Source organism: Bifidobacterium sp. AGR2158 (genome assembly GCF_000424225.1).
Lineage (GTDB): Bacteria > Actinomycetota > Actinomycetes > Actinomycetales > Bifidobacteriaceae > Bifidobacterium > Bifidobacterium anseris.
Genome location: NZ_AUJM01000012.1, coordinates 122,270 through 144,345, shown reverse-complemented (window position 1 = coordinate 144,345; position 22,076 = coordinate 122,270). Strand labels below are relative to the sequence as shown.

General features: G+C 63.5%; 18 protein-coding genes and 1 other RNA gene. 12 read left to right on the top strand and 7 right to left on the bottom strand.

The window, feature by feature from the left end; all coding sequences use genetic code 11:
• The first annotated feature begins 128 nt into the window (after positions 1–128).
• Complete coding sequence (gene leuA, locus G606_RS0103270; protein ID WP_026644756.1) at positions 129–2,042, top strand: 2-isopropylmalate synthase; 1,914 nt, start codon at positions 129–131, stop codon at positions 2,040–2,042.
• A gap of 78 nt (positions 2,043–2,120) precedes the next feature.
• On the opposite strand, the gene G606_RS0103265 is transcribed toward leuA, so the two are convergent.
• From G606_RS0103265 to G606_RS11130, 6 genes are all read right to left on the bottom strand, one after another.
• Entirely contained in the window at positions 2,121–2,753 is a 633-nt protein-coding gene (locus tag G606_RS0103265) for an ABC transporter ATP-binding protein (protein ID WP_026644755.1), read from the bottom strand.
• A 27-nt stretch (positions 2,754–2,780) separates the two neighbouring features.
• Positions 2,781–3,431 carry a hypothetical protein gene (locus G606_RS0103260; RefSeq protein ID WP_051198463.1) on the bottom strand — a complete coding sequence of 217 codons (651 nt, stop codon included), beginning with the start codon at positions 3,429–3,431 and terminating at the stop codon, positions 2,781–2,783.
• A gap of 1 nt (position 3,432) precedes the next feature.
• Positions 3,433–3,702, bottom strand: a complete 270-nt coding sequence (locus G606_RS09735) for a hypothetical protein (RefSeq protein ID WP_026644753.1) — start codon at positions 3,700–3,702, stop codon at positions 3,433–3,435.
• A 431-nt stretch (positions 3,703–4,133) separates the two neighbouring features.
• Positions 4,134–4,982, bottom strand: a complete 849-nt coding sequence (locus G606_RS09730) for a hypothetical protein (RefSeq protein ID WP_133120914.1) — start codon at positions 4,980–4,982, stop codon at positions 4,134–4,136.
• Positions 4,983–5,074: 92 nt separating this feature from the next.
• On the bottom strand, positions 5,075–5,260 hold the full coding sequence (locus tag G606_RS11135) for a hypothetical protein (RefSeq protein WP_026644752.1): 186 nt from the start codon (positions 5,258–5,260) through the stop codon (positions 5,075–5,077).
• A gap of 52 nt (positions 5,261–5,312) precedes the next feature.
• Positions 5,313–5,489, bottom strand: coding sequence for a hypothetical protein (locus tag G606_RS11130; protein WP_155802747.1), 177 nt, complete (start codon positions 5,487–5,489; stop codon positions 5,313–5,315).
• Positions 5,490–5,751: 262 nt separating this feature from the next.
• Here G606_RS11130 and G606_RS0103235 point away from each other — a divergent pair, with 262 nt between their 5' ends.
• Complete coding sequence (locus G606_RS0103235; protein WP_026644751.1) at positions 5,752–6,417, top strand: helix-turn-helix transcriptional regulator; 666 nt, start codon at positions 5,752–5,754, stop codon at positions 6,415–6,417.
• Positions 6,418–6,475: 58 nt separating this feature from the next.
• Positions 6,476–7,591: a hypothetical protein gene (locus G606_RS0103230; protein ID WP_026644750.1), complete on the top strand. Its 1,116-nt coding sequence runs from the start codon at positions 6,476–6,478 to the stop codon at positions 7,589–7,591.
• A gap of 179 nt (positions 7,592–7,770) precedes the next feature.
• On the opposite strand, the gene G606_RS09725 is transcribed toward G606_RS0103230, so the two are convergent.
• Positions 7,771–10,083: a transglycosylase domain-containing protein gene (locus G606_RS09725; RefSeq protein ID WP_081663973.1), complete on the bottom strand. Its 2,313-nt coding sequence runs from the start codon at positions 10,081–10,083 to the stop codon at positions 7,771–7,773.
• 201 nt (positions 10,084–10,284) lie between these two features.
• On the opposite strand from G606_RS09725, the gene G606_RS0103220 reads away from it, so the two are divergent.
• From G606_RS0103220 to G606_RS0103185, 9 genes are all read left to right on the top strand, one after another.
• Positions 10,285–11,427 carry an inositol-3-phosphate synthase gene (locus tag G606_RS0103220; protein ID WP_024541652.1) on the top strand — a complete coding sequence of 381 codons (1,143 nt, stop codon included), beginning with the start codon at positions 10,285–10,287 and terminating at the stop codon, positions 11,425–11,427.
• A gap of 151 nt (positions 11,428–11,578) precedes the next feature.
• An RNA gene (gene ffs, locus G606_RS10905) (signal recognition particle sRNA small type) lies at positions 11,579–11,675 on the top strand.
• A 53-nt stretch (positions 11,676–11,728) separates the two neighbouring features.
• Positions 11,729–12,826 carry a phosphatase PAP2 family protein gene (locus G606_RS0103215; protein ID WP_026644749.1) on the top strand — a complete coding sequence of 366 codons (1,098 nt, stop codon included), beginning with the start codon at positions 11,729–11,731 and terminating at the stop codon, positions 12,824–12,826.
• A 107-nt stretch (positions 12,827–12,933) separates the two neighbouring features.
• Positions 12,934–15,828, top strand: coding sequence for a type I DNA topoisomerase (gene topA, locus G606_RS0103210; RefSeq protein ID WP_026644748.1), 2,895 nt, complete (start codon positions 12,934–12,936; stop codon positions 15,826–15,828).
• Positions 15,829–15,830: 2 nt separating this feature from the next.
• The gene (gene tmk / locus G606_RS0103205) at positions 15,831–16,448 is read left to right on the top strand and encodes a dTMP kinase (protein WP_034523648.1); all 618 of its coding nucleotides are present in this window, start codon (positions 15,831–15,833) and stop codon (positions 16,446–16,448) included.
• Positions 16,449–16,454: 6 nt separating this feature from the next.
• Positions 16,455–17,609, top strand: coding sequence for a DNA polymerase III subunit delta' (locus G606_RS0103200; RefSeq protein WP_026644746.1), 1,155 nt, complete (start codon positions 16,455–16,457; stop codon positions 17,607–17,609).
• A gap of 91 nt (positions 17,610–17,700) precedes the next feature.
• Complete coding sequence (locus tag G606_RS0103195; RefSeq protein ID WP_026644745.1) at positions 17,701–18,255, top strand: YbhB/YbcL family Raf kinase inhibitor-like protein; 555 nt, start codon at positions 17,701–17,703, stop codon at positions 18,253–18,255.
• Between the two features lie 161 nt (positions 18,256–18,416).
• The gene (locus G606_RS0103190; RefSeq protein ID WP_026644744.1) at positions 18,417–20,042 is read left to right on the top strand and encodes a C69 family dipeptidase; all 1,626 of its coding nucleotides are present in this window, start codon (positions 18,417–18,419) and stop codon (positions 20,040–20,042) included.
• Between the two features lie 148 nt (positions 20,043–20,190).
• Positions 20,191–21,708 (top strand): formate--tetrahydrofolate ligase, encoded by a 1,518-nt coding sequence (locus G606_RS0103185; protein WP_026644743.1) that lies wholly within the window; start codon positions 20,191–20,193, stop codon positions 21,706–21,708.
• The last annotated feature ends 368 nt before the right edge of the window (positions 21,709–22,076 follow it).

Sequence of the window (22,076 nt, the reverse complement as noted above, 5' to 3'; positions counted from 1 at the left end):
GCCTCGGTAGGCTTTATAGGGTAGGACGATATGCACGACCGTGCATAGCCACGATGTGAACACATCCGTGGACATATCGTGGAAACGACTGCACTCACAGTTTCAAAACACTCACAGAAGGAGGAGAGATGGGTCAGGATCATTCGTCCGTGTTTGATCTCGCCGCAGTGGCCGCGGCTTCCAACGGAGGGAACAACGACCCGCTGCTGCCTCCGGCACGTTTTATCGGCGCTCCGCAGAAGCCCAGCTCGATGCCGTACACGAAGTACGTCGCATACGACAAGCAGGTGCCGTTTGACTACCCGGAGCGCACGTGGCCGGGCAAGCGACTTACCCGTGCACCGCGCTGGTGCTCGGTCGATCTGCGTGACGGTAACCAGGCGCTCGTCAACCCGATGGACGCCGACCGCAAGCTGCGGTTCTGGAACATGCTCGTCGAGATGGGCTACAAGGAGATCGAAGTTGGCTTCCCGAGCGCTTCGGAAACCGATTACGACTTCATCCGCATGCTCATCGAGCGCGAACTCATTCCCGACGACGTGACGATCGTCGTGCTCACCCAGGCGCGCGAACACCTCATCCGCAAGACCTACGAATGCCTCAAGGGCGTCAAGCGTGCGATCGTGCACTTCTACAACTCCCTTTCGGTGCTGCAGCGCGAAGTCGTCTTCCGCAAGGAGAAGGACGCGATCAAGAAGCTCGCGACCGACGCGGCCGAGCTGTGCAAGGAACTCGAGGCGGATGCCGAAGGCGTCGATCTCTATTACGAGTATTCGCCGGAGTCCTTCACCGGCACCGAGCCCGAATACGCCGTCGAAGTGTGCAACGCCGTCATCGACGTCATCAAGCCGACTCCCGAGCATCCGATGATCATCAACCTGCCGGCGACCGTCGAGATGACGACGCCGAACGTCTTCGCCGACGAGGTCGAGTACGTCTCCAACCATCTGCAGGACCGCGACGCGATCGTGCTGTCGCTGCACCCGCACAACGACGAAGGCATGGGCGTTGCGGCGGCCGAGCTTGGCATCCTCGCCGGCGCGGACCGCATCGAAGGCTGTCTGCTCGGCAACGGCGAACGCACCGGCAACGTTGATCTCGTCACGCTCGGCCTCAACCTGCTCACGCAGGGCATTGACCCGCAGATCGACCTGTCCGACATCCCGCAGATTCGCCGCACCGTCGAATACTGCAACCAGATCAAGATCTCGGAACGTCACCCCTACGCCGGCAACTTCGTGTTCACGGCGTTCTCGGGTTCGCATCAGGACGCGATCAAGAAGGGTCTCGAAGCGCGCGAAGTGGCTGCCAACATGGTGGGCGCCGAGCTCGACAACTTCGTGTGGCTCGTGCCGTATCTGCCGATCGATCCGAAGGATATCGGCCGCTCCTATGAGGCGATCATCCGCGTCAACTCGCAGTCCGGCAAGGGCGGCATGGCGTACCTGCTCAAGGCGAACCACAACCTCGATCTGCCGAAGAAACTGCAGGTCGAGTTCGAGCGCGTCGTGCAGCAGCATGCGGATGCGACGAAGAAGGAAGTCAAGGACGAGGATATCTGGCATCTGTTCAAAGACGAGTATCTTCCCGTCGAGGAGGCCGGGACAACTGAGGCCGGCGCCGTCGTCGGCGATCAGCAGGACGCGTCGCTCGAACAGTGGGGCCGTCTCAAGCTGCTCAAGGTGAGCCTGTCCTCGGGCGAGGATGGCTCGGATACGGCGCTCAACGCGACCGTGCTCGACCGCGGCCTCAACGTCGGCGTCGACCCGGAGGAGGTCCGCGAGATCTCCGGCACCGGCAACGGCCCGATCGATGCGTTCCTCGACGCCGTCAAGGTGCTCGGCGTCGACGCGACCGTGCTCGACTACGCCGAGCATACGCTGTCGGTCGGTACCGACGCGCGCGCCGCCTCCTACGTCGAGTGCGAGATTGCGCTTGAGGATGGTGAGACGAACGTCGTCTGGGGCGTCGGCATCGATTCGTCGATCGTGACGAGCTCGCTCAAGGCAATCATCTCCGCCGTCAACCGTTCGGCGCGCTGAACGCTGTGATATGCAAAAGGCGGCCGCTGGGCTTTGCGCTCGGCGGCCGCCTTTCGTGCACTATTCGTGCAATGGACGTCATCCTTCGGTGAGCATGCCGTCGGCCATATGGTAGAAGTGGTCGGCGATCTGCTGCAGTTCGTCGCCGTGATGGCTTGCGATGACGACGGTGTTGCCCTTATCCCGCTGCCGTGTCATCTCCTCGAGGAACATCTGGACTGAATGTTCATCCAGGCCGTTGGTGGGTTCGTCGAGCAGGATGAGGCGCTGATGTTCCATCAACGCCTGCACGATGGCCAATTTCTGGCGCATGCCCAAGGAATACGACTTCACCTTCTCCCGCTCGTGACCCTTGAGACCGAATAGTGTGAGCAGCCTGTCCGTCTCCGTGGTGTCGAAATCGTGATTGATGCCGGCGAGATACTGCAGATTGTCCATCGCCGTCTCATAGGGGAGGAATCCCGGTTCCTCGATGATGATGCCGACTGGCTCGGGCAGTCTGCGGTTGAACTCCACCGGCTGTCCGTTGATGAGCACCTGCCCGGCGGTGGGGTGGATGAAACCGCAGATTGCGCGCAGCAGCATCGTCTTGCCCGACCCGTTGGGCCCGACGATGCCGTAGACGGCGCCATGCTCGAACTGCGCGCTGACGTCGCGCAGAATCGGCTTGTGCTTGATGGTTTTGGAGAGATGATTGATTGCGACATGCATGAGGATGCTCCTTTCGAGACGGATATATCAGCGTATTTCCAATCTGCTGAACAGCAGCAGGACGGTGCCTGCGAAGACCGTGGCCAGCAATGCGGATAGTGGCAACCCGTGGGTGGGTTGTGCGAACCATGCAAGTACGGGGGAGACGGCGGCGACAACCGCATACAGTGTGATGGCTGCCAGATATCCGTAGGCGGCGGCTTCGGCGAGACGGCCGGCGTCGATGATGAGGATCAGCGTCAGCGATGTCAGCATCGCGCATATGGCACCAGGAACCAGCGTGGCTGTCTCTGTCGGCTGTATGGCGATCGCCACAGCGAGTTCTATGCCGCACAGCATCGCGCAATAAAAGACGAGCATGGCCAGATAGGCGACGAAATGACCAACGGTGCGTGGGCGGCGCACATATACCAGATAATCCGGTGACGCAAGGAAATCCAGAGGGCCGCTCAATGGTAGTGCGACGGCTGTCGCCATGAACGCGATGGGCAGTAGATTCGTCAGCAGCGCAGGCGCACTCGGATCGTCGGATGGGCGTACCATGCCAATGAACATGGCGTGATCATGCGGCGATATGTAATACGCGTAGGTCACGATGGCGAGCAGCGTCAGTAACAGCAAGCGCATGCCAAGGCGTGCGCGGGACGCTGTGCGCAATTGGCCGAATGCAACGTGCATGTCATGTCTCCAATCGATCGCGATGCTCGAAGACCGTGACAATCGTCAGGATCATGACGATGCAGTAGCCGATGAACGGCAGCAGTTGCTGAACGAGGATGACGTTCCAATCGAAACTGAGCGGATACCAGAAGAAGCATACGTACCTTTGGACGTCGCCGCCGAGCGGCAGCAACATCCATTCGGCCAGCGCGAAGAACGCAATGAGCATGGCGGTCCCATAGGCCCAAGGGAGGCTGCAGACGGCGAGCAGCATATTCAGCAGCGCCAATGATATGTTCCATCATGGATGTGAGAACAATGGCGGTGAGCAGCAATGTGATGTCATCTGCCCGTGGTGGCCCTACTCGAGCAGATACAACGATGGCGAATAACACTACGCCGCCGACGGCGGCTGCCAGAGAGATGAGTATGATACGGCACAGATTCGCGGTCAGTTGTGTGCGGGGATCATGGCGGACAAGCACGAAGGCGCTATACTCCACTCGGAACAGGCATGCCAATGTGAGCGATGCGGGCAGTACGAATTGCGCTGCGCCTACGCGAAGAAATCCGATCGTGTCGCGCCCAAAGCCGTATAGCGTGCATGTCAGGTAATTCATGAGGCTTCCTATGACGCAGCCACAGCAAATCACGATGCTGATGATGAGCGCAACGGGGGATACGGGAGGACGACGCATGCGTAATTGGCGACGAAGTCGATCAGGAGACATCTTGCCGTCCTTTGATGAGAAGCGGTATGGAAGTCGCCAGTAGCAGCAGGATGATGGATAGGGCGATTCCCACGTAATTTTGCGCACGCAGTTCGTCCACCGTGGCTGGGGAGAAATTCAGGAATATGATATGCGTCCATTGATCGCGGCCGCCTTTCCCGCTGGTCGTGAACAGCCACCACAGCAGACTCAGCGTAAATGGCACAAGCAATTCCATATGACGACGCCGGATGAACAACGAGCTGGAGATGGCCAACGTGGCGAACAGTCCGGAAATCACGAAGACAAGCAGGCAGATGACGGCGACACATAGCCATTGGCTACGCTCGTACAGCGGATACGCCCATGACTTCGATGAAACGAGTACATAGCGGTTGAGATACAAACCTGTTTCATCCCATTCGGTGCCTTCAATGAAGTTCATATGAGGATTGATGATGCCCATGATGAGCATGTTGAGTGCCAACGGCATCAGACCGCCGATGCCGCCGAGCAGAAAACCTGCGCAGAGGGACGAACGTAAGAATATTGGGCGGTCGCATCGGCTGATGACGAAAGGTGCGCGTTTCCAGTATCGTTCTTCGGCGACGAGGCTGCCGCCGAGCAAGGCCGCCAAAAACGGCATCAGGAATAGGTAGAGGCCGGCGCCGCTGCCGAACTGGCTGAACAGCATGACGTCCGCGAGGAAGGTGGGTTCGTGATCATACAGCACAAAACTGGCTCGGTGAGTCGTCCACCATTGCACGGCGATCATGCCGGCTGACAGCACGATAATGATTGCCATGCGCCCGCTCAATAGATTACTGCGCAGTTGGCGGCGAATGATGGATCCGTTCATGGGGCCTCCGGAGTTGGCTATCATGCGTGGTGATGCGTGGTGGTGAAGGACGCGCAGTCCTTCACCACCACGCACCATTGCGAGTGGGATTATCAGTTGCTGTCAGGGGCCCAGAGTCCTGCGGCTTCCGTACCGGCGACGTTCTGCGTGTTCTGCAGACGCATATGCACTTGCTTGCGGCCGAAAATCTGATAGGTCTGATTGGTGACGTATCCGACAGATCCCGAGGTCAGCGTTACGGTACCGGAGCGCACGTCCTCATTGGAATAGCCGAGCATCCATGCGCGGATGGTTCGGTTGCCGGAAACGCTTGCTGCCGAGATGTATCCGTCAGAAGTGTTCTGCTTCTGACGATTTGGAGGTATCTGAGGTGTTCCAGTTGGTGAGGTAGGCGCTCCAACCGGTCTTGGTGGTATTGCCCGCAAGGGCGGGGGAGGCAAAACAGAAAGCGGATGCGGCGATGGCCAGCAACGCGATCGCTTTGCGACTTAGGTGTTTGCTTGTCATGGCAACTCCTTTACATCGTTTTCTTCTTCGTCGAATAATCGATGAATGGACATACTCCAGCGTATTGGGGTGGGAGCGTGGCGCCAAAGCCATGTAAAGAAAACACTACATGGCTGCGTTGTGGGCATTCTGCGGCGACGATGAAGGATCGTGAGCTACAATGCCCGTACGCGGTACGCGTGGATGGATGCGCCGCGTTGGCTCGGCAATGATTGCCGGAGAGCCGGAGAGAAGGAGCGACGTCTCAGATGGGGAGGGACATATGGCGATACCGGTGCTTGCCGTCATCGACAACGATGCATGGGCATTACAAACCATCACGCAGTGGCTGAAGGCGCAGCCGCGGCAATGTACATTGGCGTGGGCCACCACATCCTGTGCGCAGGCGGTGCACGGCTGCCTGTACGCGAAACCGGATGTGGATGTGCTGCTCGTAGATATGGCGCTTGGCGCGATGAGCGGTCCGAACCTGTGCAAGACGATCCGTATGCACTCGCCTCGTCCGGCGGTGCTTGGCATGACCGCTTTTGATCCGGAACTGTTCCGTGACGATCTGGCCGCGGCAGGTGCGCAAGGCATCATGGACAAGCAGTCCATCATCCCCGGTCTGACGTCGTGGCTTGCAACCCTCGCCGAAGGCGGCAGCATCCAGCCTGAGAGCTTCCATGATGCGCGCACGGCCCATCGAATCCTGTGCGCATCCCCGCAGACGCCGGCGGCCAAAGACATCAGAGACAACGAACTCAGCACACGTGAGCGGGAGGTGCTCGCGTTGTATGCGCAAGGCAAGACGACGGACGAAGTGGCCGGTGTCATGGCCGTCTCCCGTAACACCGTCTACACCTTCATCGACCGTGCCTCCGGGAAGCTGGGCGTGCGCAATCGTGCCGAAGCCATCGAGAAAGCCCGATGGTATGGCCTGCTGTGACCTTCGTCCTTCCAGTTTCGTCAGTGCCGTGCGCGAGCGCGCCCACCATATGCCCTCCATGCTGCTGCGCGGCGTCGCAATCCTGTGGACGGTGATGCTCGTATTGGACGCATGCCGGTTCGTCGGGGAGGGTCGATGGATCTCCTGCTGTCTCGCCGGCGTCGAAATCGCCTGCCTGTGGCTGCTGGCGAACCGTCCGCTCGCAGGCGTCGCGCCGGTCGCCATCCTGTGGTGCGTGTTCCTCGTCAGCCCGATTCCGGTGCCGCCCGCCTTCGGCTATGTGGGATTGACGGCCGTAGGGGTGCTGGGATACCTTGGCATGCCGCTTGCCGTCGTCTTCACGTTTGTGTTCGTGGCGGCGGATTACGTGTCGCATCTGCTGATGGCCGATTTCGTCCCGCCGTTGGCGATCATGCCGATGCTGACGTTGTGCGCCAACATGCTGCTCGCCGGCGTCATCGGCTGCATCGTGCGCATCGTGCGCAGGAACATGCGCGAACGCGACCGTTGGCGCATGCAACAGCAGCATATGGCTGTCGCGGCGAGGCTGCACGACGAGGCGTGCAACGATCTCGTCTATGCGTTGCTGACGCTGCGCCATTCACAAGTCGAAACGGCGAACGCGAACGATGATGAGGAATACGAACGCCTCGCGCAGGTGTCTGCCGCTGTTGAAGACGCGCTCGCCTCGGTGCGCTCGGGCATCCTTTTGCTGCATGCGTCCGGCGACGGCGATGAGCTCCGCGCGGAGCGTCGTCGTACGCTGCCGGTGCATACGGCGATCGAGCGGCAGCATAGCCGTGTGCGCGAGCTCGGTTTTGACGGATTGACGTCGGTCGGCGACGGTGCCCGTTTCGTCACGTCCGGCACTGACCGCATCGCCGCGCTCGACGGACTGATTCATGAATTGTTCGGCAATCTGGTCAAATACGCCGACGCCGCACATCCGTTCGTCTGTTCCGTTGATGTGCAGGGGGACACGCTGTATCTGTCATGGTGCAATACGCGCGCCGCACAGCCGAACGTGACGGCGTCCTCAGGCTCGGGCATCGCCGGTTGCCGGCGACTGTTCGAACAATGCGGTGGCGCGCTCGCGGCTGGGGCGGGCGACGGCGCGTTGTGGTGCGTCGAGGCGTCGATGCCGCTGCACGACGCCCCGACGATGTCTGATTGAGCCGATGTCTGATTGAGCCGATGTCTGATTGAGTCGAATCGCTGTCCCGTCATCGATTCCATATACATACAACGAGCGGGCGCCCTTTCGAAGCACATGCGAAAGGACGCCCGCTCGGCCTGCCTGCCTGCCGTCCGGCACAGTCATGTCAACTGCGCCGGACGCGGCCCGACTTTCCGCTATTGCCCGGATTGCTGCTGCGGCTCAGTGGTCGGCTGCGTGTCCGGTTGCGTCGGCTGTGCCGGCGGCGTCGGTTCGGTGGTCGGCTGTGCCGGTTGCGTTGGCTCAGGCGTCGGCTGTGCCGGCTGCTGCGGCTCGCTCGTCGGCTTGTCGTTCGCTGTCTGTGACGGCGATGCGTTCTGCGTCGGCGACGCGCTCTGCGACGCCGACTCGCTGGGCGATTCGCTCGGCGTGACCGTGTTCTGTCCCTGATTCGTCGACGGCGCGCGAGATCCGCCCAGACCCCAGTCGCCGTCCGGGCCGCCGATCTTGCCGTTGTCGACGGCGGTCGGGAACTGCTCGACCGGCATGTCGGCGACGGCCGTCGACATGAACTCGGAGAACAGATGCGCCGGATAGCCGGTCGACGAGACGCCGTAGCCGGCGAAGGCCGGTACGACGAGGTTCTCGCCGTTCTCGCCCGGATTCCAGATCGCCCACACGTTCATCAGCTGCGGCGTATAACCGACGAAGCTCGCCGCTGTCTCGTCGTTTGCGGTGCCAGATTTGCCGGCGACCGGACGGCCAAGCTGCGAGGAGACGCCAGCGGCGGTGCCGTAGGTCGTCGTGCCGAGCATCGCGTGCTGCGTGAGCGCGCAGACGTTCTCATCGAAGACCTTCTTCGGCTCCGGATTCGCCTTGTACATGTCCTTGTCGGCCTTCGTGACGCGGTCGACGAGATGCAGCGTATTCTTCGTGCCGTTGTTCGCAATCGTCGAGTGTCCCTGTGCGAGATCCCAGACGGTGAGCGAGTTGATGCCGAGGATGTTGTAGAGCGTGTCCTCCTGGATGTCGCCGGTGATGCCGGCGTCATGCGCGATCTGCGCGTAGCGTTTCGGCGTCAGATGCTCGTTGACGTTCATGAACACGGTGTTCACCGAGTTCGCCGTCGCCTGATTGAGGTTGATCGTGCCCCAGCTGATGCCGAGCGCGTTCGGCACTTCGGCGAAGGTGCCCGGCGTCGTCTCGAAGCGTTCCGGCGAGTTGCCGTTGAACAGCGTCGAGAAGCTCACGTCGTCCTGCGCGGCGCCGATGAGGCCGAAGGGCTTCATCGTCGATCCCGGCTGGAACGTCGACTGCGTCGCGTTGTTGAGCTGCTGCTTGAGATAGTCCTGTCCCGCGTACATCGCGCGCACCGATCCGCTGCTCTGGTCGACGGCGATGCCGCCGATCTGCAACGTCTCGGGCATGCCTTCGGGCCGCTCGTCGCCGACCTGCTGGATGCGATCCTGCATTGTCTTGTCGAGCGTCGTGATGACCTTGTATCCACCGGTCTCCAGCTCGTCTTTCGTGAAGGCCTTGTTGTTCGTCAGCTCGGTCTCGACCGTCGACAGGATGTAGCCGGTCGGGCCCGCGTAGTCGTTGCTGGGTACGTATTCCTTGACTTCGGGGAACTTTGCGTCCGCCGCCTGCTGCGCGGTTAGGTAGCCGTCGTCCTTCATGATGCCGACGACGCGGTCGAAGCGCTTTTCCGCCTGCTTCGGGTTGACGGCCGGATCCCATGTGCTCGGCGCCGGGATGATGCCGGCGATCATCGCGGCCTCGGAAGGCGTCAGATCCTTCGCGTCCTTGCCGAAGTACGCTTGGGCGGCGGCCTGGATGCCGTAGGCGCCGCGACCCAGATAGATCGTGTTCATGTAGTTGCACAGCACTTCGGACTTGTCCTGCGAGTTCGCGATCTTCATCGCGAGGATCGCCTCGCGGATCTTGCCTGAGTAGGACGTCGTTTCACCCAGATAATAGCGTTCCGCGTACTGCTGCGTGATCGTCGAGCCGCCCTGACGGGTGCCTTTCGTCAGGTTGTTGTACAGCGCGCGCGCCATGCCGGTGATGTCGATGCCCTTGTTTGTCCAGAACGAACGGTCCTCGGATGCGACGATCGCGTTGCCGACGTAGTCGGGGAGCGTTGCGCAGTTGACGATCTCACGGTTCTGTTCGGAGAACGAGCCGATCGGCGTCGTGCCGTCGTTGTAGTAGACGGTCGTCTTCTCGGCGAGTGCGATCTTCTCCGGCTGCGGGATGTCCGTCGTCGCGTACAGATAGGCGAACAGTGCGATGCCGAGGACGATGATGCCGCCGATGACGCCGAGCAGGATCTTCCACCACAGTCCTTTGTGCTTGCGCTTCGGGTCCTTCTTGTTCTTCGGCGCGCGATGGTTCCTGCGCGCGCCGGCGGGGCCCGTCGATGTCTTTCTTGCGTTCGCGGAGCCGTGCGACGTCCTGTGTGCGTCGCCCGACGCGCCCGAACGTACGGTACGTGTCTGTGAAGCCATGCAGTCCACGGTAATCGGCGTACCTGAAAAACGGCCGACGCTTCGCCGAGGGGCGCATCGGCGACGGCCGACTACGCCGGCGTAGGTTTTCCTGCACACACGGTAACGTTAGTGTCTTGAAGTTCCTTTGGCAGGCCGCCGCGGGCAATGCGCGGTATGCTGAAAGGCGAACAACGCACGCAACTAGAGGAGTCATTTTTCATGAGCATTCGCGTGGCTATCGCCGGTGTGGGCAATTGCGCCTCGTCACTGGTGCAGGGTGTCGAGTATTACAAGGACACCAAGGATGAGGACAAGATCCCGGGACTGATGCACAACAACTTCGGCGGCTACCGTGTGCGCGACATCGAGTTCGTCACCGCGTTCGACGTCGACGCCGACAAGGTCGGCAAGGACCTGTCCGAGGCGATCTTCTCGTCGCAGAACAACACGATCAAGTTCTCTGATGTCCCGAATCTGGGCGTCGAGGTGCTGCGCGGACCGACTCTTGACGGTCTCGGCGAGTACTACCGCGAGATGATCGAGGAGTCGGATAAGGAACCGGTCGATGTGGCTCAGGTGCTGCGCGACAACAAGGTCGACGTCCTCGTTTCCTATCTGCCGGTCGGCTCCGAAGAGGCCGACAAGGCGTATGCGCAGGCCGCGATGGATGCCGGCTGCGCGTTCGTCAACTGCCTGCCGGTGTTTATCGCCTCCGACCCAGAGTGGGCGCAGAAGTTCCGTGATGCGGGCGTCCCGATCATCGGCGACGACATCAAGAGCCAGGTCGGCGCGACGATCACGCACCGTGTGCTCGCGCGTCTGTTCGAGGACCGCGGCGTGCATCTCGACCGCACCTATCAGCTCAACGTCGGCGGCAACATGGACTTCATGAACATGCTGCAGCGTTCGCGCCTCGAATCGAAGAAGATTTCGAAGACGCGCGCCGTCACGTCGATCGTCCCCCACGAGATGGATCCGTACAACGTCCACATCGGTCCGTCCGATTACGTCGCATGGCTCGACGATCGCAAGTTCGCGTTCGTCCGCCTCGAAGGCACGACCTTCGGCGACGTCCCGCTGAACCTCGAATACAAGCTCGAGGTGTGGGATTCGCCGAACTCGGCCGGCATCGTCATCGACGCCGTGCGCGCCGCGAAGATCGCGCTCGACCGTGGCCTCGCCGGCCCGGTGCTCGCGCCGTCCTCCTACTTCATGAAGTCTCCGGCCGTGCAGCATGAGGACAACGAGGCGCGTCGCCTCGTTGAGGAGTTCATCGCCGGCAAGGTCGAGGCGAACGAGGCCGAGCTCGACGCCGACGTCGCCAAGGCGAAGGCCGACGGCAAGGACGTCTGGAAGGCCTGATCCCCTCCCTGTCCGCCCGGATTTTCGGCTGAAGGCCGCCCGCATCAGCATCGTGCGGGTGGCCTTCGTCATGCAACGGTGGCGACGGCGACATGCAACAGCGTCATACGATGGGCGCGTGTTGCAGGTGTCCGGCCATGGTGTACACTGATGAATGCCTCCGCGTGGCACTACGTCACCCAATCCCCCCAGGGCAGGAATGCAGCAAGGGTAAGTGGCCTCTGGTGGGTGCGTGGAGGTTTTTCTATACCCAGGCGGCTTTCTCCCCGCGTTTTTCCCCACGTGCGCTACAGTCGGTAGCATGACCGAGCACACACATGACACTTCGCCCGCGCTCCCGCAGGACGCTTCGGACAACGCGACGCAATGGTCGGCGCTGGAGAAGCCGGAACGCCCCGTGCCGCAGCCGCTCAGGCGCGACGATGATACGCGGCCCCATGAGGAGGACGTCCTCGCGCAGGACATGAAGGCCAAGCTTGCCAAGCTCGATCCGCTCACGTTGCGCCCGCGCACGTCGAGCGTCGTCCTCGCCGTCGTCTTCGGCGTCGTGTTCCTCGCGATCGCGGGCGCCGTCTACTGGCTCGGCGTACGCACCGTCGCCGGGCAGACCTTCGAGGACCTCGCGATCGTCAACTATGCGTCGACGATGCCGTCATGGCTCAGCTTCGGCCATCTGCAGTCGCCGATCATCATCGGTGTCGCGCTCGTCTTCGGCATCGCGGCCTTCGTCGTCGCCGCACTGCGCCGCCGCTGGTGGCTCGTCGGGCAACTCGCCGTCTACAGCGCCGTCTGCTTCGTCGCCGCGAAACTGCTCAAGCCGTATCTGCCAAGGCCGTTCCTCATCTATGTGGAATCGTCGGTCAACAATTCAGCGCCGTCAGGGCACACGATGCTCGCCGCGGCCGCCGGATTCGTGCTGCTGTGCGCGGCGCCGCACGCGTGGCGCGCCATATGTGCCGTGCTGTCGACGCTATGCACGATCGCCGTCGGCGTATCGGTCGTCTTCGATCAGTGGCACCGGCCGAGCGACGTGCTGATGGCGATCTTCGTCGCCGGCGGTCTGATGATGCTCACGTTGGCATGCACGCGCGCCTCCGGCATGGACCGTCCAGGCGACCGCGTCTCGTCGCCGTCGATCCAGCTCGTCGCGACCGCGCTGATCACGCTCGGCCTGTGCGCGATCGCCTACGGCGTCTATGTCATCTGGCAGGTGCAGCCGGGACTCGTCTCATCGGCCGGATGGGCGGCCTCCGGATCGTGCGCGGCAACGACGGCGCTCATCTGCGGATGCGCCGCACTCGTCAACGGCATGGTGCTGATGATGCGTCAGCTGACGGCGGCGCCGCTGACGAAGCTTGGACTCATCGGCGCGCCGCCCGCCCCGCCCAAAGCGAAATAAGCGTCGCCGCAACGGCGGCATGACGCCATGCGACGCGGTCGCCGCGGAGATGATTGAACATCCCGTGAGTAAGATGGCGTGCGAATGACCGTATGTAAGGAGAAATCATGACTGCAGGCAGCAAGCTCGTGATCGTCGAATCTCCGGCGAAGGCCAAAAAAATCGGAGGCTACCTCGGGGACGGCTACACCGTGCTCGCTTCGGTGGGGCACATCCGTGACCTCGCCCAGCCGAGTCAGGTTCCCGCCGACCAGAAGGCGCGCTTCGGCAAGTTCGGCGTCGACGTCGACGACGGCTTCAAGCCGTACTACATCGTCGGCCCCGAAAAGAAGAAGACCGTCGCCGAGCTGCGCGCCGCGCTCAAGGACGCCGACGAGCTCTTCCTCGCGACCGATGAGGATCGCGAAGGCGAGGCGATCGCATGGCACCTCGTGCAGACGCTCAAGCCGAAGGTGCCGGTCAAGCGCATGGTGTTCCACGAGATCACGCCCGAGGCAATCCGCGCATCGCTCGAACACACGCGCGAAGTCGACGGCCATATGGTCGACGCGCAGGAGACGCGCCGCGTGCTCGACCGTCTCTACGGTTACGAACTCTCGCCGGTGCTGTGGCGCAAGGTCGGCCCCGGACTGTCCGCGGGACGCGTGCAGTCGGTCGCCACGCGTCTCATCGTCGAACGCGAGCGCGAACGCATGGCCTTCGTGCGCGCGCCGTACTGGGACGTCATCGCGCAGCTGCAGGCGCCCGACGCGCTCGGCGCCGACGTCGCCTTCGACGCGCGCCTGACCGCCGTCGACGGCCATCGCGTCGCCGGATCGAAGGACTTCACGTCGCGCGGCGAACTCACTGAGGCCGCGCGCAAGGACGGCGTGCGCCCGCTCGCGCAGGCCGACGCCGATGCAATCGCCGCCGCGCTCGCGTTCGTGCCGTTCCTCGTCTCCGACGTCGAGAAGAAGCCGTACCGTCGTCGTCCGCAGCCGCCGTTCACGACGTCGACGATGCAGCAGGCAGCAGGCAATCGTCTCGGCATGTCGTCGAGGCAGACGATGCGCGCCGCGCAGACGCTGTACGAGAACGGCTACATCACCTATATGCGTACCGATTCAGTCACGCTCAGCCAGGAGGCGATCCGCGCCGCGCGCGAATCGGTCGCACGCGAGTTCGGCGAACAGTATCTGTCCGAAAGCCCCAAGCAGTACGCGACGAAGACGGCGGGCGCGCAGGAGGCGCACGAATGCATCCGTCCGGCCGGCTCGCGCTTCCGCGATCCGTCGGAGCTCGCCGGCACGCTGCCGCCGGACCAGCTCAAGCTGTACACGCTCATCTGGCAGCGCACGCTCGCCTCGCAGATGGCCGACGCGACCGGTTCGACGGCCACGGCGCGCTTCACCGCAGATGCCGGCGACCGCGGCGAGACGACGTTCCAGGCCTCGGGCACCGTCATCGAATTCCCCGGCTTCCTGCGCGTGCTCGGCGATCAGCGCAAGAGCGCGAAGGACGACGATGCGTCGCTGCCGCCGATGAACCCGGGCGACATGCTGCATGCGCGCGACGTGAAGGCTGACGGCCATGAGACGCAGCCGCCGGCGCGCTACACCGAAGCCTCGCTCGTCAAGACGCTCGAGGCGAAGGAGATTGGCCGTCCGTCCACCTACGCGAGCATCATCTCGACGATCATCGACAGGAAATACGTGTACGAGCGCGGCCGCGCGCTCATCCCGTCATGGCTCGCGTTCGCCGTGACGAAACTGCTCGAGACGAAGTTCCCCAAGTACGTCGACTATCAATTCACGGCGGACATGGAGAACGGCCTCGACGAGATCGCGCACGGCAGGGACACCGGCCGCGACTGGCTCACCGCCTTCTATTTCGGCACCGGCAAGGACGCGGCGAAGAACGCCGACGAAGTGCATGAGGGACTGCAGCAGCAGGTCGCGCAGCTCGGTGAGATCGATGCGCGCGCGATCAACACGATCGAGATCGGCGACGGCATCAACGTGCGCGTCGGCCGCTACGGCCCGTATCTCGAGGACACGAAGCACCTCGACGACAAAGGCAACCCGAAGCACGCGTCGATTCCGCAGACGCTTGCACCGGACGAGCTCACCGTAGCCGAGGCGCATAAGCTCATTGACGAGAACGCCGGCGGCCCGCGCGTGCTCGGCATCGACCCGGCGACCGGCGGCACCGTCGAAGTGCGCAACGGCCGTTTCGGCCCGTACATCGCGCTCGTCGAGGAAGGTTCCGACGCGCGTCCGAAGATGGCGTCGCTGTTCAAGACGATGACGCCGGAGACAATCACGCTCGACGACGCGCTGCGGCTGCTGAGCCTGCCGCGACTCGTCGCGTCCTATGACGAAACCGACGAGAAGAGCGGGGAGGTCGGCACGACGCGGATCCTCGCGAACAACGGCCGCTACGGCCCGTATCTGACGCGCGAACGCGCCGACGGCACAAGCGAGACGCGTTCGCTCGAGAATGAGGACGCGATCTTCACGGTGACCGAACAGCAGGCGCGCGACCTGTTCGCACAGCCGAAGTACGGCCGCGGCCGGCGCGCCGCGAAGCCGCCGCTGCGCGAACTCGGCAACGATCCGACGACGAACAAGCCGGTGACGATCAAGGAAGGCTTCTACGGCGCCTACATCACCGACGGCGAGACGAACCGTTCGCTGCCCAAGCAGTACGATCCGAAGACGATCTCGGCCGAGGACGCGTTCCGTCTGCTCGCCGAGAAGCGCGCGGCCGGCCCGACCAAGCGCCGCGGACGCAAGACATCGGCGAAACCGGCGAAGGCGAAGTCGGTGAGCGCCGCGCAGGCCGCCCGCGAGGAACGTCGCAAGAAGGTGCGCGAACTCGCCGACGAGGGCTGGCCGACGTCGCGCATCGCACGTGAGATCGGCTCGACGCCCGCCACCGTCAAATCGGATATCGAATATCTGAGCGAACATGACGGCTACGTGCGTCCGCCTGTCAAGTCGAAGCGCTCCACGGCGGCATGACGATGGTGGCACAGGGATTGTTCGTTTCCTTCGAAGGCGTCGACGGCGCCGGCAAGACGACGCAGGTCGATCGTCTCGCCGACTATTGGCGCGCGCAAGGCAGAGAGGTCGTCGTCACGCGCGAGCCGGGCGGCACGCAGCTCGGCGTTGAGATCCGACGGCTGCTGCTGCACGGCGACGAGCCGATTGCGGCGCGCGCCGAGGCGCTGCTGTTCGCCGCCGATCGCGCGCAGCACGTCGCCGAGACGATCCGTCCGGCGCTCGATCGCGGCGCGATCGTCATCACCGACCGCTACCTCGATTCGTCGCTCGCCTATCAGGCGGGCGGCCGCGAACTGACGGCCGACGAAATCCGCGAACTGAGCATGTGGGCGACCGGCGGCCTGCTGCCGCGGCGCACCTATCTGCTCGACATCGACTCTGAACTCGCACATGCGCGGCTCACGCATGCCGACGATCGCATCGAATCGGCCGGCGACGCCTTCCGCAGGCGCACGCGGCGCGCGTTCCTCGACCTTGCCGAGCGCGAACCCGAACGATTCCTCGTTGTCGACGCGTCCGCGCCGGCCGACGACGTCGCGCGCGTGATTTGCCAAGACAGCGTGAATCTGGTTGGGTGAGACGTCATGAGCGTATGGGACACCCTCGTGGGGCAGGATCGCGTCGTCGAACAGCTGCGCGCGGTCAGCTGCGGCGATCCGCGGATGCTGGCGCAGTCATGGCTGATCTGCGGGCCTCCCGGCTCGGGCCGCTCCAACATGGCGCGCGCGTTCGCGGCCGCGCTCGAGAGTCCCGACCACGGCCTTGGTGACGAACCGACGAAAGCGGTGCGCGAAGTGTTCGCCGGCACGCATCCGGATGTGACGACGCTCACAACCGACAAGGTGACGATCGGCATCGACGAGGTGCGCGACCTTGTCACGACGGCCGAGCAGATGCCACGCAGCGGCCCATGGCGCATCATCATCATCGAGGACGTCGACCGCATGCTCGAACGCACGACGAACGTGCTACTCAAGGAAATCGAGGAGCCGAGTCCGCACACGATATGGCTGCTGTGTGCGCCGAGCGCGCAGGACGTGCTGCCGACGATCCGTTCGCGCACGCGTATCGTCAACCTTGGCGTACCCTCGGACGCGCAGGTCGCGCGCTATCTTGAGGATCGCCACGACGTCGAACACAGTCTCGCCGTGCGCGCCGCGCGGCTCGCCGAAGGACACATCGGCGTCGCGACGCTGTACGCGACCGATTCGCAGGTGCTCGCCGACCGCGACGAGCTCGTCGTCGGCGTCCTCGGATTGCGCAGGACGTCGCAGGCGATTCTACTCGCCGGAGGGCTGCTCGACAGCGCGAAGGCGCAGGCCGCCGCCGACGTGGCGAAACGCGGCGAGCGGGCGCGCGCCGAGTTCCTGCGGCTCAACGGGCTGCAGGAGGGCGACCCCGTGCCGCCGGCGCTGCGCCCCGCCTACAACGCGCTGACGAAGGCCGACGACGTCAAACGACAGACGACACGCCGCACGCGCGACGTGCTCGACCGCGCGCTCAACTCGGTTGCGAGCGTCTACCGCGACGTCGCCGTATTGCAGAACGACGCCGAGGAATCGGTCGGGTTGGTCAATATGGAGAATCGCCGTGCGATCGCCGATCTGAGCGCGCGGCTGCGCAGGGAGCAGACGATCCGTTGCCTCGACGAGATCAACGTCGCACGCCGCCGCCTGCTCGGCAACGGCAACGCGCTGCTCGTCTTCGAGGCGCTGTTCTGCGCGCTCGCCGAAATGTGAGACGTCATGTGAGACGCGCGCGCGATTCGCGACGCGCGATATATCCGAGCATCGGCCGCTGCGCACGTCGCCGATGCGCGATACTGGAGACATGCTAGTTTCCGCTGATTTCACCACCGTGCCGGACCTCTACGCCAAGAAGGCGCCCGCTGACGCCCGCGTGGACGGTGTGCCGTGCATCTCCTTCCCCTTCTACATCGATCATCTCAATCCGGCCGTCAAATACCTGCATTGGGAGTTCAGTGATCCCGATTCGATTCCGGTGTGCGGATTCGAATGGATTCATTGGACGATGGCGAACCTGCCGGTCGACGCGATCATGTTCGATCCTTCCGACGCGCATGCGCTGCAGATTCCCGCCGATTTCTCGCGCAAGGTCAACGCGATGATTCCGGAGGCCGCGCAGGGACGCAATTCGCAGGCGTCGCCGCTCTACGGCCAGGACCAGCAGAACCTGCAGCTCGTCGCGCACTACACCGGTCCGCAGCCGCCGGATCAGGACCACCGCTATGTGCTGCAGATCTGGGGCACGACCGAGCCGATCGCTGATCTCGAGCAGGGCTTCTGGCTCAATGCGATGCTGCACGGCCTCGAACATGCGCAGGTCGTCGACGGCGGCGGCATCACGCTCGTCGGCAGCTGCTGACGACGAGCGCATAGGATGCCGCACGCCGCGGTATCCATATCATGGCTGGGCCGGGGCGAGGCGATGCCTCGGCCTTCTACAATGACCGCATCAACGCATGGCCGCCGTCGGCGGTGCGTGTGCACGAAAAGAACACAACCAACAGGAGACATGGGAACAATATGAGCTGTACAACCCTGCTCGTCGGCAAGGACGCAAGCTACGACGGATCGACGATCATCGCGCGCAACGAGGACAGCTGCAACGGCGAATTCGACCCGAAGCAGTTCGTCATCGTCAAGCCCGAGGATCAGCCACGCGCATACAAGTCGGTGCTGTCGCACGTTGAGATCGCGCTGCCCGACGATCCGCTGCAGTATTCGAGCGTGCCGAACGCGATCCGCAAGAGCGGTATCTGGGGCGAAGCCGGCGTCAACGAGGCGAACGTCGCGATGAGCGCCACCGAGACGCTGACGACGAACGAACGCGTGCTCGGCGCCGATCCGCTTGTCGAATTCGCGCCGGCGATCGGCAAGCCGGGCGACGACGACTATGAACCCGAGGTCGCCGGCGGCATCGGCGAGGAGGATTTCGTCACAATCGTGCTGCCGTACATCAAGACGGCGCGCGAGGGCGTCGCTCGTCTCGGCGCGCTGCTCGAACAGTATGGCACCTATGAGATGAACGGCGTTGCGTTCAGCGACGTCAACGAGATCTGGTGGCTCGAAACGGTCGGCGGCCATCATTGGATCGCGCGCCGCGTGCCCGACGACTGCTATGTGACGATGCCGAATCAACTGGGCATCGACGAGTTCGATCTCGACGATGCGTTCGGCGAGCAGCGCGACTACATGTGCTCCGCCGATCTTGAGGAGTTCATCGAACGCAACCATCTGAGCCTCGCCGTCGAGGGCGCGTCACCGTTCTCGCCGCGTGACGCCTTCGGTTCGCATTCCGATTCCGACCATGTCTACAACACGCCGCGCGCGTGGTACATGCAGCGGTATTTCAATCCGCTCGACGAAGTGTGGGACGGCCCGGACGCTGACCACAAGCCGGACGCCGATGACATCCCGTGGTGCCGTCAGCCGGATCGCAAGATCACGATGGAGGACGTCAAGTACATCCTGAGCTCCCATTATCAGGAGACGCCGTACGACCCCTATGGCACGCGCGGCGACGAGGCGTCGCGCACGCGCTTCCGCCCAATCGGCATCAATCGCACGAACCATCTCGCCGCGATGCAGATTCGCCCGTACCGTCCGCAGGTGAACCGCGCCGTGCAGTGGATCGCCTACGGTTCGAACCCCTTCAACGCGATGGTCCCGTTCTTCCCGAACGTCGACGACACGCCCGCGTATCTGCGTGACACGACGGCGCGCGTGACGTCGGAGAACTTCTACTGGGCGAACCGCATCATCGGCGTGCTGTGCGACGCGCAGCACGCGCAGACGATGTCTGCCGTCGAGAACTACCAGCTGAAGGTTGGCGGCCTCGGCCATGCGATGCTGCGCGCGGCCGACGAGCAGGTGAACCGTCTCGGTGGCGACGCCGTACTTGGAGCCGCCGCCCGTGAACAGGACTACGACGACGAATTCGTCGAGGACGAGCTCGTCGAAGACGTGCAGCCGATGGAGCCGGACGAGATCATCGCGGCCGTGCGCAATCCGGAGGTGCGCGGCATCCTCGCGACGGCGAATGAGGACCTCGCGCGTCAGCTCAAGAGGGAGACCGAGAAGCTGCTCGATACAGCGCTGTACATGTCGAGCCTCGCGATGAAGAACCATTTCGCGATGTCCGACAACTGATTCGCAACCCTTCAACCGCCGAAGCCGGCGCAGCGAGCCTCGCCCGCTGCGCCGGCTTCGCCGTTCGCATCGTGACGTGGGATGTCTCGTGGCCGCAGCGTGCTGATATGTTGGGAAAGGCAGCTCAAACACCGGAAAGGAACGTGTAGTGTCGCTCATCGAGAATTTCACCAAGCCTTACGGACTGGTCGACAAGATCGACGCATTCGGCTATCTCGACTCCCTCAACAACGATCCCGACGCCCCGTGTAAGCACGGCAAGGTCGTCCTTGTCACCGCGGACACGCCGCTCAAGGCGTCGCGCGGCGAAGGCAAGACGACGACGACGATCGCGCTCATCGACGCGCTCAACGCGCGCGGCATCGACGCGGCGGCAGTGCTGCGCCAGCCGAGCATGGGCATCACGGCGGCCGGTTCAAAGGGTGGCGCATCCGGCGGCGGCAAGGCGTCGCTGACGCATCCAGAACTCATCGACTGGGGTCTGTGCGGCGAAATGGGCGCAATCGAGGCCGCGCAGAACCTGCTCGCCTCCTTCGCCGAAAAGGCCGTCGACGACGGGCTGCTCGACGAAGTGCTTGTCCCGCGCGTCTCCGAAGTGCCGTCGCGTTCGCTGCGCAGCGTCGTCGTCGACGCCGGCAAGAACGACGTGCATGAGAAGACCGTGCTCACGCCGACCTGCGAGCTGATGCAGATCGTCGTGCTGTCGCGTTCGATGGACGAGATCGCCGACCGCGTCGCGAAGATGATCGCCGGCACGAAGGACGGCAAGGCCGTGACCTTCGGCGAGTTCATCGACCTGTGGCGCATCACGAACATCCTCGCCGACGCCGTCAAGCCGGCGAAGACCGAGACGAAGAACGGCTCGCCGGTGTACGTGCACGGCGGCCCCTTCGCGAACGTCTCGATTGGCATCCCGTCGCTCGTCGCGGTGGAGATGGCATGTGCCGAGCATGACGTCGTCATCGTCGAGGCCGGCTACGGCGCCGACGCCGGCGCGCAGAAGTGGCTCGACATCGCCTGCCGCGAGTACGGCGCGCAGTGGCCGAGCGCGGCCGTCGTCGTGACGCGCGCCTCCACGTGGCGTGACGATCCGGCGCTGCAGTGGCGCTACCCCTTCCATGTCGAGCGTCTCGAAGGCCTCGGCATTCCGACCTTCCCGCTCATCAACCTGTGGGACGGCGAGGACGATCAGGTGCCGGCGCTGCGCGAGACGGCCGCCGAGCTCGGTTTCCGCGCGCCGATCATCGGCAACCTGTACCGCGACGGCGGCGATGCGCTCGCCCCGCAGCTCGACGACTTCGCCGAGGCCGTGAGCGCCGAGGATGCGCCGGAGACGCCGGCGAGCCACAAGGGCATGCCGCTCGTCGAGAACGTCAAGTGGGTGTGCGAACACGCCTACGGCGTCCCAGCCGACCGCGTCGTCATGAAGCCCGGCTTCGAGGAGTCGCTCGAGACCGCGCGGGCGCTCGCCGAGGACGCCGGCGTCGCTTTCGACGACCTCGCGCTCGTCGCCGTGAAATCGCCTGCGACGATGACCGATAACGACGCCGCCCCGGCCGACGAACGCACGGTGACGCTCAAGAAGGTCGACGTCCATTCCGGCGCCGGTCTCGTCCACGTCAACCTGACGACGTCGCTGACGACGCCGATGCCGAAGATCGTCTGAGATCCACACGGCTGTCCGTTTCCGGGCCGCCATGCGCCTGATCGCGCGTGGCGGCTCATATGTTATGAGCCGCGGGTCGTCGTAGGCTGCAGAGGCGGACGTGCCGCGGATGGTGCGCCGGGAGGGGCCGGCGCCGCAAACCGGATGGGGGCACCGGTGGATGTCTGGACTGCGCCGATGGCGATGGTGCTGTGCGCATGCGGATATGTGGGCGCTGCTTCGGGGGTTGCGTGAATGCGAACGTTGCTCATTCGCTGAATATGGACGGCGTGTTGCCCGAAGGGGAAACGTTGATGGCCATGGGCTTGCCGGTCTAGGGAACTTAAGCGATTAAGTCTCGTAATACTGCAAATGCATGGTGTCGGCGT

Coding starts and splice junctions, on each gene's coding strand:
- leuA (WP_026644756.1), top strand. CDS start 129: ATGGGTCAGGATCATTCGTCCGTGTTTGATCTCGCCGCAGTGGCCGCG.
- G606_RS0103265 (WP_026644755.1), bottom strand. CDS start 2,753: ATGCATGTCGCAATCAATCATCTCTCCAAAACCATCAAGCACAAGCCG.
- G606_RS0103260 (WP_051198463.1), bottom strand. CDS start 3,431: ATGCACGTTGCATTCGGCCAATTGCGCACAGCGTCCCGCGCACGCCTT.
- G606_RS09730 (WP_133120914.1), bottom strand. CDS start 4,982: ATGAACGGATCCATCATTCGCCGCCAACTGCGCAGTAATCTATTGAGC.
- G606_RS11135 (WP_026644752.1), bottom strand. CDS start 5,260: ATGCTCGGCTATTCCAATGAGGACGTGCGCTCCGGTACCGTAACGCTG.
- G606_RS11130 (WP_155802747.1), bottom strand. CDS start 5,489: ATGACAAGCAAACACCTAAGTCGCAAAGCGATCGCGTTGCTGGCCATC.
- G606_RS0103235 (WP_026644751.1), top strand. CDS start 5,752: ATGGCGATACCGGTGCTTGCCGTCATCGACAACGATGCATGGGCATTA.
- G606_RS0103230 (WP_026644750.1), top strand. CDS start 6,476: ATGCTGCTGCGCGGCGTCGCAATCCTGTGGACGGTGATGCTCGTATTG.
- G606_RS09725 (WP_081663973.1), bottom strand. CDS start 10,083: ATGGCTTCACAGACACGTACCGTACGTTCGGGCGCGTCGGGCGACGCA.
- G606_RS0103220 (WP_024541652.1), top strand. CDS start 10,285: ATGAGCATTCGCGTGGCTATCGCCGGTGTGGGCAATTGCGCCTCGTCA.
- G606_RS0103215 (WP_026644749.1), top strand. CDS start 11,729: ATGACCGAGCACACACATGACACTTCGCCCGCGCTCCCGCAGGACGCT.
- topA (WP_026644748.1), top strand. CDS start 12,934: ATGACTGCAGGCAGCAAGCTCGTGATCGTCGAATCTCCGGCGAAGGCC.
- tmk (WP_034523648.1), top strand. CDS start 15,831: ATGGTGGCACAGGGATTGTTCGTTTCCTTCGAAGGCGTCGACGGCGCC.
- G606_RS0103200 (WP_026644746.1), top strand. CDS start 16,455: ATGAGCGTATGGGACACCCTCGTGGGGCAGGATCGCGTCGTCGAACAG.
- G606_RS0103195 (WP_026644745.1), top strand. CDS start 17,701: ATGCTAGTTTCCGCTGATTTCACCACCGTGCCGGACCTCTACGCCAAG.
- G606_RS0103190 (WP_026644744.1), top strand. CDS start 18,417: ATGAGCTGTACAACCCTGCTCGTCGGCAAGGACGCAAGCTACGACGGA.